Here is a 15,538-nt window from a genome sequence, read left to right as displayed (position 1 = left end):
GGCATGCCCATCACCAGGCGGCTGCCATTCGACGGCCGATCCATGGATGAGGTGGTGACGCAGCTCGCCGAGGAAGTCCGCGAGCTCTACACTGCCGATGAGGTTCCCTGGGTGATCGGCTACAGCGGCGGCAAGGACTCGACAGCCGTCCTGCAGCTCGTGTGGTCGGCACTCAAGGAGTTGCCGGCGGAGAAGCTCACCAAGACGGTGCACGTCATCAGCACGGACACTCTCGTCGAAAACCCGGTCGTCGCCGCTTGGGTCACCACCTCCTTGGAGACCATGGAGCGGGCCGCGAAGGAGCAAGGCCTGCCTGTCGAACCTCATCGGCTGACACCGCAGATCAAGGACACCTTCTGGGTGAACCTGATCGGCCGCGGCTACCCAGCGCCACGCCCCAAGTTCCGCTGGTGCACCGAACGGCTCAAAATCAAACCGTCCAACGCCTTCATTCGGAGCGTGGTGGAAGAGCACGGCGAGGCGATCATGGTCCTCGGAACACGCAAGGCCGAGAGCCAGGCCCGTGCGCGCACCATGGAGAAGCACGAGAAGCGGCGCGTCCGCGACCGTCTCTCCCCCAACGGCAACCTCCCCAACTCCCTCGTCTACAGCCCCATCGAGGACTGGTCGAACGACGACGTCTGGGAGTACCTCATGCAGAGGTCCAACCCGTGGGGCTACGACAACACCGACCTGCTGACGATGTACCAGGGGGCCTCCGCCGACGGTGAGTGCCCCCTGGTCGTCGACTCCACGACGCCGTCCTGCGGCTCCAGCCGCTTCGGCTGCTGGACTTGCACACTCGTCGAGCAGGACAAGTCCATGACGGCGATGATCCAGAACGACGAGGAGAAGGAGTGGATGCTCCCCCTCCTCGACCTCCGCAACAAGCTGGACTCGCCCTTCGGCTTCGTGGAGTCCCCCGAAGACCCCAACTACCAGGCCGGCAAGAAGCTGCCCTTCCCACGCTCGGACAAGCCGGCCCGTGATTTCCGGCGAATGAACGGCAAGGTGATGCTGTTCCATGACGCGCCCATTCACGGCCCGTACCTGCAGTCCTACCGGGAACAGTGGCTGCGTGAGTTGCTGGAGGCTCAGACAGCAATCCGGAGTAGGGCCCCTGAGCACATCCGACACATCGAGCTGATCACTCTCGCGGAGCTACACGAGATTCGTCGGATCTGGGTCTTCGACAAGCATGAGATCGAGGACACACTGCCGGGCATCTACCGGAAAGCCACCGGGGAGGAGTTCCCGGGCGGCCCCTTGGACGAGCAACTCGTCATGGGCGCCGACGAGATGAAAATCCTCAAGGACATCTGCGGGGACGACCAGGTTCACTACGACATGGTGCGAGAGCTGCTCTCGGTAGAGCGGAAGTACCGCACCATGACGCGCCGATCGGGTCTCTTCCAGGCTTTGGAAGAGGCCGTGAAGCGCGGATACTACGAGGACAGTGAAGATGCCGCCTCGTTCGCACAGCAGAAGAAGAAATGGCGCGAGGACCTCGTGACCAGCCCGACCCTGGACGAAGAGACCGGCATCAATGCTCCTGCATAACATTACTCTCGAGGAATTCGGGGCGTACCGGGGCAAGCAGACGCTTGATCTCACGGTGAAGAAGAACAAGCCGATCATTCTGATCGGTGGCCTCAACGGCTGTGGCAAGACGACGCTCCTCGACGCCATCCAACTCGTTCTGTACGGACCGCGGGCCCGATGCAGCGGCCGAGGCGGCAAGGCATACGAGACCTACCTCCGCGAGAGCATCAACCGGCAGCACGACCCCGCTCGCGGCTCCTCCGTAACTCTTGAGTTCACGGTCACGACGGACGCCAAGGAGCACTACTACCGAGTGATCCGCAGCTGGCACACCAGCGGCAAGTCGCTCAAGGAGTTCCTGACCGTTCTGGTCGACGACGACTACCGGGGCGAGCCGACAGAGCCGGACCTTAAGTACAGCCGGACTCTCAGCGAGGGTTGGGCCGACCACGTCGAGGACCTTCTTCCGCTCGAAGTCGCCTCGCTGTCCTTCTTCGACGGCGAAAAAATCGAGTCCCTCGCGGACCCTGAGCGTGCTTCCTCAGTGATCGAATCCGCGGTCAACTCACTCCTCGGCGTCAACACAGTGGAACAGTTGCGCACCGACCTCCTGGCCCTCCAGCGTCGACAGAAGCTGTCCGAGGAGGAGCAGCATCTGCTGGAGGACATCCGGGCCAAGGAGCAGGAGCGAGACGCGGTTAAGGCAGAGCTGAAGCAAGCTGCCCAGCAACTGGAAGACCGCCAGTCCACACTGGCGGATGCCATGCGCGAACTCGAGCGCATTGAACGCACCTTCGAGAAAGAGGGCGGCTCGCTCTTCGAGCGTCGGGTCGAGCTCGAGCAGTCACGCAAGGAGGCCGGGGAACGCCTAGCGGACCTCCGAGCTGCCCTGGGGCAGCTTGCGGCCGGCACTCTGCCCTTCGTCATTATGGGGAAACAGCTGGACGAGCTGCGTGCTCAGGCTGAGCGTGAGCAAAGGGCTGCTGAATCCCGCCAGGTCCTGGGTGTACTGGAAGTTCGAGACCAATGGCTGTTGAGTCTTCTTCCCGAGGAGACGCAAGAAGCGGCGCTCGCCAAGCTTGAAGAAGACCGACAGCAGCGCGCTTCGTCAGTGCAACTGGAAATCGACCTCGGTCTGCCCTCGGACATGACTACCCAGATTGCCGCTCTTGACGAAGGGGTTTCCCGGGACCAGGAGAGAGCAGCTGAGCTCCTCGGCCAGATCTCGGCAACAGCCGAGGACGTGGCCCAACTGGATCGCCAGCTGGCTGGCGTACCGGAGCAGAGCAAAGTAGAAGCCATCCAGAAGGACCGGGATGAGCAATTGAAGGCATGCGCTGCCTTCAAGGCCGCCATAGCGCGGGACATGGAACGCATTGAAGAGTTGAAGCGCCGGCTGGAGCATGTCGATGCCGCTCTCGGTCGTGCCCACGATGCCTTCGTCCGGACAAAAGTGAAGGCCGAAGAAGTCGAGCGTGTCATCAAGTACTCGGAAAAGGCTCGGGAAACTCTCCAACAGTTCGGCCAGCAACTGCTCGAAGCGCACATCAGTCGGCTTGAGGTGGCAGTCCTAGAGAGCTTCGGCATGCTGATGCGCAAGCAGAGCTTGGTCAAGGACCTGCGTATCGGTGACGGCTTCAAGCTGACGCTAGCCGACGCCAACGGCGAGCCGATTGAGCCCGGGCGCCTCAGCGCGGGCGAGCGCCAGTTGCTCGCAGTGTCCCTTCTCTGGGGCCTGATGAAGGTGGCGGGAAGCCGTCTCCCGAGTGTCATCGACACTCCGCTCGGTCGTCTCGACAGTCGGCACCGCCAGCACCTGACGGACCGCTACTTCCCCCACGCGAGCGATCAGGTCCTCCTCCTCTCCACCGACGAGGAGATCGACGAGACCCTGCTCAACAGGCTCCAGAAGTCGGTCGCCCGTACGTACACGCTCGTCCACGACGACACGCAGCTCACCACCAGCGTCGTCGAGGGGTACTGGTGGAACGCGGGAGCCCAGAATGTCGCTTGATACCGTCCGCCTGTCCCAACCGGCGCGTGACCGGCTTGTCTGGCTGAAGCGCACCACCGGCATTCCGCAGTGGAACGTTCTGTGCCGGTGGGCCTTGCTGCTGTCGCTGAGGGATCCCTCCACCCCCCTGATCAGGGAGGTCGTGACCGACTCGAACGTCGAGATGACCTGGAAGACCTTCGCTGGTGCTCATGGAGATGTCTACATGGCCTTGCTCAAGCAGCGCTGCCTTGCAGACGGCGAAGAACTCACCGAGGAGAACATCGCCAAGACGCTGGTGGTGCACCTGCACCGCGGCATCGGCTACCTCGGCGGAGAAAAGCACCTGACGATCGAGAAGATGGTCGGAACAGTGGTGACAGCCTGACGATCCTCTGAAGACACGACACCGAGTAAGACAGCATCAAGCAACAACGGCTTGCGAGTCCTCGCTGATGGGCCGGCCGCCACCCCGGCCGGCCCATCACAGCTCACCAGTCCAGGTCAGCACTTGCGAGAAACTCGCCTACCTCGTCTTCCACCACTGGGTTTTCCTGAAGACCGTCCAGGACTAGGTCGGAGACTATAGCCTGCAGGCTTTTGGCCGACTGGCGACTGATGAGCGTCTGAAGATAGGATAGGCCCCCGTTCGCGTACTCCTCGAAAATGAGCACCCGATCGGCTTGATGCTCATCCCCAAGAATCTTTGGATCGTCATCGTGCTCAACCGCTGCCAGCACGTCGAGGAGTACATCGCCGTAAGGGCGTCCCTCCATGACCGACAGACGAATCGGCTCATCTGAATCCGTGAATGACTCACGCCCGCTCTTGCGATGCCCGAGCAACGCGGCGAACATCATCGCTTCGACCATGGTTACGAACGGCCCGGTGTTTTTGTCGGTAAGTTGGCTCAGGAGTTTCTCATGAGCGCTAGGCCGGCGGAAGCGATCTGTGGAAGGCATCAGACGGTCACCTTTTCCAGGACGGTGTGCTCAAACTCGCCGTAGGACACATAGGGCACGGCACGATGGTTGATCACGATGGTTTCTTCCTCAGCAGAGCGGTTCGGCGTGTAGGAACGAAGCACATACATCCGCTTTGCCGCCCGCTGCAGATTTTCCAGGACTCGACCGCGGGCCTGTGATTGCGAGAGCATCGTGACGATCTGCGATGTGAGGGAGGGAAGCGCCTTCGAGATCTCTTCCTGGTAGGTAAGGTCGAGGTTTCCGAATGGAGCGTCCATCACGACCGGATAGACGCCGCTACCAACCTCCCGCAGGCCGGATTCGCTCGTGTGTTTTTTGCGGGCGTTGATGGTTCGGGAAACTTCGGATACCGCACCAATGAAACTGAGGCCCAGGATCTGATTCTCCCCCGTAGAACGAATTGCGGGGACAGACGCCACACCAGTCGGCGTCAAGAGGTCAAGTTCGAACGAGTCGTTCAACTCTGGGATGTAGCTCTTGATAAAAATTCGCGAGAACACCTCCTTCACCTTTGTGTCCAACTCGCTCCGAACCTCTTCCGTCTTGATGGCGAGGATTTGAGCTAGCGCCTCTCTGACCTCATCGACAAGGTTGACTTGACTCTGAATCTTTCGAGATTCTTCATTCTTGGCGGCAGCGAGCTTGTACTGGCGAGCAACTTGCTCCATCTCCTGGCGAATTTCAGCGAGACGGTTCTCGGCCTCCCGGTGCATTACTCGTGCATCGGTCTCCTTTTCAGTAAGACTCTTGCGTCGCTCGAGGAGCCGCTGGACGTCTTGAACGTTAACGCCCTCCAGTTTGCGGTCGACCTCCGAGCGCTCAGCCTCAAGCTGCCCTATAGTGTCCGCGGCCTGTTGAATATCAGCGGAAATCAAGGTGAGTTGTTCGCGCAATTCACGGCGCTTCTCCTCCATATTCCGCATCTCACCGCTGACATGCATCCAGCGGTGCTGAACATCCTCCAGCCCTGCGTTGTACTTGCGCTTCTCCAACTCCTCGTACTCGAGTGTCCCCTCTTCAACAGGGCGCCCACACATGCACAAGCGTTCGTGAAGGATGTCTTCGATGAAGCTGCGCTGAATCCCCGCAGGCAGTTGCCGACGCTCTCGCATCTGATCAGCAAGTTCGATCACCTTAGTGTCGAGTCCGCGAGTGAGAGCGAGGAAGCCTCGCTTAGAGAGAAGCTCACGCTTCCGGGCATTGTGCTCCGAGAGGTGGGCTTGCGCCTCCTTGATTCGCCGGCTCAGCCGATCTCGATCTTTCTGCAGCGGCTCGGCCTGCTCGTGCTGGCGTAGGGCCAGACCAATGGACTCGAGCTCTCGCTTGAATGCACTGATCTCTTTCGACCGGCGAAGCTTCTCCGCGTCCTGCACCTTAAAGAGAGACTCCAGCTCCTCTTTCCTATCGGTGAGTTGCTTCAGTCGACTGTCGCCTTTGGAGTCGATCGCACGGGCAAGGATCTTTGACGCCTTGGGCAGATCTTCGATCGCGCGTTCGATAGCTTCCAAGTTGAGAAGGGTCTTGATGGCCTGCTTAACTTCTTGATTATTCTCTTCGCCGGTGAACATCTTCTCCATGCGCTCACCGTTGAAGAAGAAGAACTTCCGAAGCCCCTTGGGAAGAATCTTCTCGATGCGGTCCTGCCCATTCGGCACTGGCTTGGCTTCGCCGTCCGGTCCAATTTCAGTGACCGTCAGAGATGGAGTGACCGCTCGCTGCTGCTGCGTCTGCTTATTTACGGTTACGTCTCGGGTCACAGAGAACCGGACGCCCTCGTGCTCGAAATCAAGCCGGACAGACGCGGTGACCGCCTCGCCAAGTGGGGTGTCTGCCCACACTTTGTCGTGGATGATCCGATGCTGCTGTTCCGTGTCCAACGAAAAAGTTCCGTACAACACCCAGACGAAAGCATTGAGCAGCGTGGTTTTTCCGGCACCGTTATTGCCGAAAATCAGAACCGCCGGCTTGCCTTCCTCGACGGACAGGTCGAGGATCTGTTCGCCATAAAAGGTGCGGAAGTTCTTCAGGGTGAGCTTGATCAACTTCACTTGGCGAGCTCCCTTACAACATTGACGATAGCCGGGACGACATTCGCAGTTTCTCGGATGTGAATCTTCTCGTTTTCGAGGTCGATCACCTTCTGTACAAGGATTCTCCCAGGCGGAGAGAGTTCGTTCAGCACATCTCGTACCGTGCGCTTGGAGGATAGGTCGACGTTGCTTTCAGTCACAAGGTTCCCTTTGTCGGTGAGAGGATGGCCGGGCATGGTGCGCGAGTAGATCAGGTGTCGAATAGGTTGTATCGCTCGCGGATTGGTCGTAGTGCGTCGAGTGTCACGAATTCGTTTTCCGCAAGATGCGCGAACTCTTCAACTCGGGCAAATTCACGTCGCAGCAGATTCCGCTCCGTGTCATATTGGAGAGCATCACCACCTGGCGGCGGCACTACCACGAAATCGATGATATCGGCGGAATCCTTTCCTGGCGCCTTACGCAGGACTCGGCCTCGGCGCTGGATGAATTGTCGTGGGTTGGAAGAACTGGCCAGAAGGTAGGCAGTACGCGCAACCGGTACATCCACACCCTCGTCCAGACATCGCATGGCCGTGATGACCTGAAGCGAGTTCTCCTGAAAGCGGCGCAAGATATCCTGCCTTGCCGGCCGCTTCGTATCAGAGGTGTAGCGTGCCGCGGTCATCTGAAGTTCGTTGCCAACCATAGTCATCACTTGATCGATCTGACGAGCCCCGTCCGTACCTTCAGTTTGCAAGAGAGGATGTTTCCCCTCAGCACAGTAGATCAGTTGATGGCTTCCTGATTGGCGTTTTTCAATCTCGTCGCGGAGAGCCTTGATCTTGCCGCGGGCATGGCCGAGGATATCGGCCCGCTTCTTTAGGAGCCGGCCGAGCGGACTGTCTCCGTCCGAGTCTTCCTTCAGGTCGGTTCCGGCCGCAATAAGCCGAGCGATCTTGGCGCTGGTCTCTGCATAGAGCTCAGCCTCCTCGTCGTCCAGTTCCACGAGGACGGGAGTGTAGGCGTAACGACACAGAGCACCGCGGCGAATCGCTTCGCCGATTCCCATCTCAAAGGTGACCCGCCCGAAATAATCGGTAAGGGCATCCGTGCCCTCTTCGTCAAACCATCGCTCCGGCGTCGCAGAAAGAGCAAGCCTGTACTGCGCATTCGGAGGTAGTTGGGTACGGAGATGACGTGCACCAAGGTTATGCGCTTCGTCTGCGATGAGCAGGAGGTTCCCCCTGTAGGCGTTGAGCAGGCCCTGAAAGGTGGTACTCCCAAACGTAGCGTTGGTGGTCACGATGACACCACCATTCACCCCTCCCAGGGAGAGACTCTCTAGGAGGTTGTAGGCGTGCGGTGACCACTTGCTCGCGGACTCGTAAGCACGCAACGGTGTTACACCAAACCGCTCGATATCAGACGCCCACTGATCGACGAGGTGCTGATAGGGAGCGACGACAACTGTCAGCAGGTGGAAGCCGCCGGAATTCTTTCGCAGGACTCGGGCCAACTGCGCGGCAGCAGAGAGGGCTGTCAGCGTCTTCCCAGTACCGGTGGCCATACGGAGAATTCCCCGACACTCGTTATGGAACCAGCCCTGTACCGCTTCCTTCTGATAGTCGCGAACCGAGAGGCTCTGCGGAATGGCGAGCATTCCGACAAGGTCCGTCGGCATTGCGGAAATCGGAGTGCCTCCGGATGGGAGGTTATCCAGGTCCTCCCGGCCCGCCGTTGCCAATGCGCTGCGCTCGATGACCACCTTCGCTGCCTCGGTGAACGGCAGCACTCGGAGTGTGGGCGTGCGATCGTTCCAGAGGTCCTCGAAATCCTGACTGATCCGCATGGCTCGATCGAAATCCCGCGGATCCCAACTGCGGTAGACCTCGATCGCCTCAAAATTTCCCACGAGCCCCGAGCGAGTCTCGTTGGCACTTCCCTTGAAGGCAACGATGTTGCCTTCGTCGCGGAAGACGCCGATCTTCTCGTGGTACATGCCTACCCGGCCGCGTTGCTCAACGTACGCAATCTTGAAATCAACACGGCCCGCGGCGATCAGTCGGCCGAGTTTTCCAAGTCCTCTCGCGGCACGTTCGTCTTCCACAGATTTCTCAAGATCTCGCAGGGCGGCACGCTGCAGGATCTTTCGCAGTTCGTACCCGCATTCGATCTCCTGGATATCCGCCGGTTCGAGATATGGGGACGCGATGATCCGCATGATCCCGCCCCGGGCAGTGAACTCGTCCATGCCTTGGCCAAGTGCGGCAATGACCGATGTCGCGAAATACCCGACGGCACGGTCGTAACTGGTTGCGGCAGCAAGCGCAGGAATGTAAAAGTCCTCGACCAGGTCACTGCGGTCGCTCCGGTAGTCCGGGTTCACCCCACAATCGCGCAGAGAGACTGTGTCTGCCATCAGATCAGCCCCAACTTGCCCATTAGGTCCTCCACGTCAGGAGACGCCATCGCCGTCGATCGCGGGAATTCCGCTGCAGAGTGACCCTCCGCCGGCAGGAAGGCGCGAGTTTCGGCAGGGTCTTCCCCAAGGCGACGGACGATGCCGCCTCGTGCAGTGAAGGGCGGGGAGGACATGGCCTGCCTGACGCTCGACTCCTTGATCTCAAAGTCACGACAAAGAGTACGAACGACTTCGTCGGCCGCTACTGCACCGTCGTGAGCATCCACCATGTCAGAGATCAGTTCCTTAATCGGCTTGTACACCGGGAGGCCCCACTCGGCCAAGGCCCATTGATGCTTCTGGCTCCGACTGAAGCGAGGGTCTTCCTCGATCTGCTGCTTCAGGTACTGAGAGCCAAGACTGATGCCAGTTGCTCTCTTCAACTCGTCGACGGTCATTGGTTGATCTGTGTCGCGCAGCGCCGACTCGATCTTGTCCATACGATCGGGCTCGCACTTCGGTACATCACCAGCTCCGACTTCGGTGGCGGCCATGCCATTTCCATCACCATCCCGCGGCATGGGAACCCAGACGGGATCATCGTTGATGGGGGTGATGTGTGGATGATTCAGTTCCCAGTCGCTGGACGACCGCTCCTCCGCAATGAAGCGGTCCTTGAGGACCCAATTGCCCCCCGAAGTGATGGCGAACCGTTCATCGCCGAAGAGAGAGCGCACTGCCTGCTCCTCGGATACAGAAGGCCCCAGGGCAGCTTTGATGGCCGAACTGGAAAGACCTGTAGGAGCGCCATCGAGCAGTTCCGCGATGCGGTCACCTGGAGGCGGGGTTGCATCGACGTCGGCCGGGGCGAGCTGGAACGAAGAAAAGCTTGATTCTGACGGCGTGTCTGTGGTAGTGATCGCGGGCTCTGCAGCAACCTTCGAAGTCCCACTCTCTGTGCTTACCGAAGCCCCACTGCGAAGCGTGAAGTTTTCGCTATCCATCTTGGCAGTGGCGACGGAAGGAGGTGCTGTGTTCTCGGTACCGGCTTGCCCATGGGCCGTGTGAGCAGCCGCTTCACTTGAGATGAGCCACCTGCCGTCACTGGTGAGCGTGGCACCTCGAAGCTGACGAGAGACCTCGCCCAACTCTCCGGCGAATCGGTCTGCGGTAGAAAGAATGTCACCGAGCGTCACCGGGGTGGGCAGATTTTGATTTACTTGGAGGAGGTCTGCAATCCGCTCCATGAGGTGCAGAAGGGTTCCGCGCCCTTCCTGGAGCGGAGTAGGCGCCGTCTCCTTCGGTGGGATCGATGCGGTGACCTGGCTTCGGGTGCACTCGAAGCCGCAGTGAGCGAGCCACTCCCCCAGGTCGTTACGGTCCTTGGGAAATGGAATGCGCTGGGCGTCCAGCAGGCGAGCAGCCGTTTCAAGACTCATGACCTCGCCAGCTCCAAGATTGATGGCACGCAGCGTTCCCCGCTCACAGTCGCGGATATCGGCACCGAAGATCCATTGGTTCTTCGGATCGGTGGTGGCACTCTGCCAGCGAACGCCCTGCAGGAGTCGTAGCACCGACAGTTCCCCGTGGATCGTCTCGCCGAGCCACGGGTGGCGGCGCAGGAGTGCCTCGATCCGGCAAGGCTGCTGAAGATCGCGCTCTGCCCGTGCAAGCTCGTGACTGAGGTTTGCATCACGTTCCACGAGGCGGTTGAAGCTGCTCGCGAGATCGTCGATGTGGTCGAGGCGCTGCTGCACGGTCGCCCTCTCGTGCCACCTGTACTGCGAGGTAAGTCGCTCAAGAGGTGTCGGAGTACTGCCGCAGAGATACCCCTGGACGAGGCTCCGGCTGAGGCTGCTGAGCTCCTGATACCAGCTACGAATTGTGTGCATGGCCCCCTCAAGCCTGACATGGGTCATTGATCTCAGAACTGGAGGCAGGGCCAAGTGCCTTGTGGTGCACGTAAGTAAACGCGCGCAAGGACCATCTACAGCTTCCCCCCGGCACACCAAGCAGTCAGTCCCCCCTATATCGGACTCCAGCGAAGGTGTACTCAGCAACGGTACACGGAGTGCACCTGACATGCTCCATCGATCGCAGATGTTCCTGACGGCGCATCTGTTGCTCGCTCGCCTCTCCGCCATCTGGCATCCCTCGTCGTAGCCCAAGGAGCGTAAGTCCATGCGGCATGGCAGCCCGTAGGCGTGAGTCATCGGCGACAAGAGGAGCGATCGCATGGGTGCCTGAGTTGAGTCGTCACGAGGAGTCTTCGAGCGGAGGCGGTCATGGTCAAGGCTTCTGGGGTCTGACGTGGCGATGTTTCCACCGCAGTTGGTCGAATCCCCGTTGATCGGCTCCAGAGCTGAAGCGCCCGACTCGGCTCCGGTCGAGAGGGTTCTCACCCAACGCCCACGCGGGTTCATTGCGTACCGCCAAGCAGTCTCCCACCGCTGCATTTCGCTCTCCCCCACACCGCAAGCGGCAAGAAAGGCTTCGCAGACGGGCCAGGTGGGCCTGAGGCTAGTTCCTTTCGCGATGCGGGAAATACTCGACAGGGGGAGGAGGACGCCGCCCAGTCCCGAGTCCATGGGTCGCTCCGCCCACCCACGACGCCACGCTTTTCGCTGGAGGCTACGGAGAGGTGGAGCGCCCGTGCGCTCGTAGGTCGCGGCGAGCGCCACTGCGAGGTCATCGGGTGACTTGACGTTGGCTGGCGCGGGTGGACGGTCCAACTTCCCCACTCGGCCCCGTGACTCGATGCGGGCTTGAAGCCACAGCCGGAGTGCAGTCCGCTCCTCGGACAAGGTCGCGCCACAGCCGCGGACGAACGCCTTCACGGTCTTCTTCTGCGGCAAGGGGCGGCAACCAGCGGCTCGCTTCAAAGTTGCTGCCGAGCCCTTCAGGCCTTCGCCGAGGCCGCTGATACGTTCAGCCAGTTCTGCGAAGGTGTACCCAGCTGCAAATCGGAGCCCTTCAAGGTACGCGCTCAGTTCAGTGGCCCAGAAGCCCTCGGGCCTGGTGCGGATGGGTCTCACAGGTGAATGCCCTTCACCGCTCGGGCGCGGAATCGAGAGCGGCGAGGGCGGCGAAGGCGGCGCGGAGTCGACGGCGCCGGCGGCGTCCGTTCACGACAGTCACGCCGAGCGCGATGACGATCACTGCGATCAAGCCACAGCCGCCAAGCAGGAGGAAGATCGTCCGCAACGACACACCGTCCAGGATGAGGATCGTCCCGACGGCAAGGAAGGCGACGATGCCGATGATGACCAGAGCGGCGACGGGCGCGGCACCGACAGTGCGTCCCGGACGGTCAGGGCTCTGACCGAATGGATCTTGGGTGTGGATGAGGGTGGTCATCTTCGGTTGCTCCTTGTGATGGGGACCGGCTGAACGGACAAGAGGGCTCGCGTCGTTCAGCCAAAGGCTAGGGATCGTGGGCTGCACTCGAACGCCAGTTGTGCGTCAACGTCGGCGATGCTCCGTCACCCCACGGGCAGCAGCATGGCACGCGGGTGCGCAGTTCTGGGCGGGGATCAGTCCACCGATGCCAACCACGAACAGAGGGATGGGAGTTGCGCACGCGGTATCGCGACGACCTGACCAGCCAGGTTCTCAGTTACTTACTCGTCGGCTCATACGCGTACCCGCTCGGCTCACGGGCGTTCCAATACGAATGCGCCAGTTGATGGGGCCCGAACAGGTCGGCAGGAGGCACCTACACTGCTCTTCAGCCGTGGACACATGTACGTCATCCACGCGAGAGCGCTTGGAGAGCGCGCTTGGAGTATTCCTCCCCAGCCTGGAACGCCGGGTGTCTTCCTCGCCCAGCGCTTTCGAAAGGGGCACCTCGTCACCATCGGAGCGGGGGGTGCCTCTATGTCCTTCGTCAAGCGAGCCGTGGGCTTCTGGGCTCGTAGAAGGTTCCGTCGCGGAGCATGGCGAACAGGACGCTGATGCGGTGGCGGGCCAGGCGGAGGAGGGCCTGGGTGTGGGTATTGCTGCCGCGGGCTCGGCAGCGGTCGTAGTAGGTCCGGGAGGCGGGATCGTGCAGGGCCGCGAACGCGGAGAGGAACATCGCCCGTTTCAGCTGCCGGTTCCCGCCCCTTGGAGCGTGTTCGCCGTGGATCGACGTGCCGGACTGGCGGGTTGCCGGGGCGAGTCCTGCGTAGGAGGCCAGGTGGCCGGCGCTCGGGAACGAGCTGCCGTCGCCGACGGTGGTCAGGAGGACTGCGGCGGTCCTGACGCCGATGCCGGGCATCGAGGTCAGGACCTCGGCAAGAGGGTGGGCCTCCAGCAGTGCCTCGATCCGACCAGGGCCCGGCGTTGTTCGTGGACGGCGGCCAGCGACTTCGCCAGCGACGGGACGATCACGTCGAGGGTGCCGGTGCCCGGGACCACGACGGTCTGCTCGTCGAGTGCGGTGAAGATGTCGTCGACCAGCCGTTCGGCCATGCGTGGGGCCTTCGGCCGGACGACCTCGACCGGCTTGCGGCGGCCCGCCTTCCGCAGTGCCTGCGGGGATCCGTAGCGCTCGAGGAGCCAGGTGACGGCCGGGTGGTCCAGGCGGGGGCCGAGGACGCGTTCCAGGCTGGGGTGGAACTGGGTGAGCAGGCCGCGGATGCGGTTGCTGGTGCGGTTGGCCTCGCCGGCGAGGTCCTGGTCGAAGCCGACCAGCATGGTCAGTTCCGCGGTGAGCTCGTCGGTGAGGTCGAGGGTTCGCAGGGTGTGGGGCATGGTGCGGGCGGCATCCGCGATGACCGCGGCGTCCTTCGCGTCGGTCTTGGTCTCGCCGGGGTAGAGATCGGCGATCCTGCGCATCGCCAGGCCCGGCAGATAGGCGACCTGGCAGCCGGCGTCCCGGGCGACGGTCAGCGGCAGGGCGCCGATGGAGGCGGGCTGGTCCACGACCACCAGGACCGTGCCGAACTTGGTGCGGAGCTTGTCGAAGACGGCTCGCAGCTTGGGTTCGGTGTTGGGCAGCGGCTTGTCGAAGACGGTCTTCCCGGCCGGGGTGAGGCCGTGTCCGTGATGGGTCTGCTTGCCGACGTCCAGGCCGAGGAAGACGCCCACCCCGTCGATGCTGATCACCGTGCCCCCACGTGCGTCGATGCGTGCCGGCCCCAGGGTCGGGAGCCGTTCTCGCGCATCCACGTTATGCAGACCTGCCGCCCGCGAGTGGCCGGGCGTTGCGCCCGGCCGGGCGGTGGTCGGACCTCTGATCAGCGTCTCCGACGGCACCCCTCGGACCCGGTGACCCCCCCCAGGTCATCCGTTCGACAGGGGGCAACAGTCATGCCGGGCCCGGAGGCCAGCGGCCCTCTTGCAGGACCGCGAAGAAGCTAACGGGTGGCACACCGCTATCGCCGGGAGGACGGCGCTGCTACTCGGCAACGTCATGGAGAGCACTCACCGGAAAGCCGCGAGGGGATCAGCGGCAGCGGCGAAGTGAACCGCGCCATCCAGACGTTCGCCATCTTGAAGTCGCCGCGCACCAGGCTCGCGTCGCGAACTCGCCGCCCTGGTGCTGGAGATCCGGGTGAACGGAGTGTCTCTGGAACGACGGCCAAAGGGCGACCAAAGGGTCACCCCTCGGAGGGAATGCTTACGCTGCGCATGCGTTCGCGTACGAAGCGTGCGGTACGGTCGCGGCGACAACGTGCTCCGGTGTGCCTCAGGTCGGGCGCGCGCATGGAGCGGCCCCCGCGGACGGTTGGAGCCGTGCGCGAGGGCCTGGACCACGAGTGGATAGGCGTCCACCTGTGATTTACCGGCACTTTATCGCGCCCTTGCGCGCGTACACGCCCTTCTCGAACGAGATCATCCGGCATCCGCGGCTCGGTTCCGACGCGCACCGGATCCTGACGTGGCAGCTGTCGCTGCCGGCCGATGCGGGGCAGTTGCTGTCCGAGACGGCGAAGCGCTGCCGGATCGGGGCGGTGGCGTTCCAGCGGGCGAAGCGGGAGTTGATCGAGGAAGGGTTCCTGCACGAGCGGCGGTTGCAGGGACCGGGGGGACTGTGGTTCACGCAGCAGATCGTGTCGGGTGAGCCGTTGAGCGCGACGGAGGCCGGCGAGATCTTCGGGCGGATGCCGGTGGGGCGGAAGGGGGTCGCGCGGGTGTTTCCGCAGGCTGGACCGAGTGACGGCGTACCGGCCGTCGGTGAGCCGGGGGGTCGGCGGACCGGCGGTTATCCATCCGAAGAAGACCTTGTGGAGAAGACCTCCAACCATCCGGCCGGCGCGGGCGGTTCGTGGGCGGCGCCCGCGCCAGAGCCCGAGCCGGAGCCGGAACTTCACGCGGTGCCCGACGCGTACGAGCCCGAGGTGCAGGCCGAGCCTCAGCCGCAGGATCAGCCCCCGTCGGAGCCGGAACCCGAAGCCGCGCCAGAGCTGCAGCAGGAGGCGCGGGAGTTCGTCCGGGCGCTCCCTCGGCTGACGCCGGACCTGTACGGCGTCCCCGTGGCCATAAGGCAGGAGCTGACCGGGCTGGTGCTGCGGTGGCTGGAGGCGGGGCACGGCGTCGGGGACGTCCGCGCGCACCTGCTGTGCGGGATGCCCGCGGACGGCTCCGTCGTGCGGCGGCCCGGCGGGCTGGTGCGGTACCT

The 15,538-nt window shown here is 62.3% G+C and carries 10 protein-coding genes and 1 pseudogene; 4 read left to right on the top strand and 7 right to left on the bottom strand.

All coding sequences use genetic code 11. From position 1 onward, the window contains the following. Nucleotides 1-42: 42 nt before the first annotated feature. From dndC to dndE, 3 genes are read left to right on the top strand one after another with little or no spacing between them, the layout of a single operon-like run. A complete protein-coding gene (dndC, locus tag HW445_RS02455) occupies nt 43-1,560 on the top strand; it encodes a DNA phosphorothioation system sulfurtransferase DndC (protein WP_257230782.1) in 1,518 nt (505 codons plus the stop codon). Then, nucleotides 1,547-3,556 (top strand): DNA sulfur modification protein DndD, encoded by a 2,010-nt coding sequence (gene dndD / locus HW445_RS02450; RefSeq protein WP_180219373.1) that lies wholly within the window; start codon nt 1,547-1,549, stop codon nt 3,554-3,556. The genes dndC and dndD overlap by 14 nt, the downstream gene beginning before the upstream one ends. After that, nucleotides 3,546-3,923: a DNA sulfur modification protein DndE gene (gene dndE, locus HW445_RS02445; RefSeq protein WP_180219372.1), complete on the top strand. Its 378-nt coding sequence runs from the start codon at nt 3,546-3,548 to the stop codon at nt 3,921-3,923. Before dndD ends, dndE begins: the two co-directional genes overlap by 11 nt. A 103-nt stretch (nt 3,924-4,026) precedes the next feature. Here dndE and HW445_RS02440 read toward each other — a convergent pair whose 3' ends face one another. The 7 genes and pseudogenes from HW445_RS02440 to HW445_RS02410 all read right to left on the bottom strand — a co-directional run bounded on the left by HW445_RS02440 (nt 4,027) and on the right by HW445_RS02410 (nt 14,022). Continuing rightward, nucleotides 4,027-4,497, bottom strand: a complete 471-nt coding sequence (locus HW445_RS02440; protein ID WP_180219371.1) for a DNA phosphorothioation-associated protein 4 — start codon at nt 4,495-4,497, stop codon at nt 4,027-4,029. Then, complete coding sequence (locus HW445_RS02435; protein ID WP_180219370.1) at nt 4,497-6,569, bottom strand: AAA family ATPase; 2,073 nt, start codon at nt 6,567-6,569, stop codon at nt 4,497-4,499. The genes HW445_RS02440 and HW445_RS02435 overlap by 1 nt, the downstream gene beginning before the upstream one ends. Further along, complete coding sequence (locus HW445_RS02430) at nt 6,566-6,703, bottom strand: hypothetical protein (RefSeq protein ID WP_180219369.1); 138 nt, start codon at nt 6,701-6,703, stop codon at nt 6,566-6,568. The genes HW445_RS02435 and HW445_RS02430 overlap by 4 nt, the downstream gene beginning before the upstream one ends. A 98-nt stretch (nt 6,704-6,801) precedes the next feature. Continuing rightward, the gene (locus tag HW445_RS02425) at nt 6,802-8,919 is read right to left on the bottom strand and encodes a DEAD/DEAH box helicase family protein (protein WP_308798160.1); all 2,118 of its coding nucleotides are present in this window, start codon (nt 8,917-8,919) and stop codon (nt 6,802-6,804) included. 32 nt (nt 8,920-8,951) lie between these two features. Next, a complete protein-coding gene (locus HW445_RS02420; protein ID WP_180219367.1) occupies nt 8,952-10,691 on the bottom strand; it encodes a hypothetical protein in 1,740 nt (579 codons plus the stop codon). Between the two features lie 1,291 nt (nt 10,692-11,982). Beyond that, nucleotides 11,983-12,291, bottom strand: coding sequence for a hypothetical protein (locus tag HW445_RS02415; RefSeq protein WP_180219366.1), 309 nt, complete (start codon nt 12,289-12,291; stop codon nt 11,983-11,985). A gap of 529 nt (nt 12,292-12,820) precedes the next feature. Next, nucleotides 12,821-14,022: pseudogene (locus HW445_RS02410) on the bottom strand (IS110 family transposase). Nucleotides 14,023-14,693: 671 nt separating this feature from the next. Between HW445_RS02410 and HW445_RS02405 the strand changes: the two are divergent. Beyond that, a partial coding sequence (locus tag HW445_RS02405) for a hypothetical protein (RefSeq protein WP_180219365.1) occupies nt 14,694-15,538 on the top strand: 845 nt, incomplete at its 3' end.

The sequence above is a fragment of the Streptomyces sp. UH6 genome (assembly GCF_013421635.1).
GTDB classification, from domain to species: Bacteria; Actinomycetota; Actinomycetes; order Streptomycetales; family Streptomycetaceae; genus Streptomyces; species Streptomyces abyssomicinicus.
This window is presented reverse-complemented; position numbering and strand designations above follow the sequence as displayed.

Excerpts from the sequence above, each read along its gene's own strand:
- dndC (WP_257230782.1), top strand. The coding sequence starts at position 43 with ATGGATGAGGTGGTGACGCAGCTCGCCGAGGAAGTCCGCGAGCTCTAC.
- dndD (WP_180219373.1), top strand. The coding sequence starts at position 1,547 with ATGCTCCTGCATAACATTACTCTCGAGGAATTCGGGGCGTACCGGGGC.
- dndE (WP_180219372.1), top strand. The coding sequence starts at position 3,546 with ATGTCGCTTGATACCGTCCGCCTGTCCCAACCGGCGCGTGACCGGCTT.
- HW445_RS02440 (WP_180219371.1), bottom strand. The coding sequence starts at position 4,497 with ATGCCTTCCACAGATCGCTTCCGCCGGCCTAGCGCTCATGAGAAACTC.
- HW445_RS02415 (WP_180219366.1), bottom strand. The coding sequence starts at position 12,291 with ATGACCACCCTCATCCACACCCAAGATCCATTCGGTCAGAGCCCTGAC.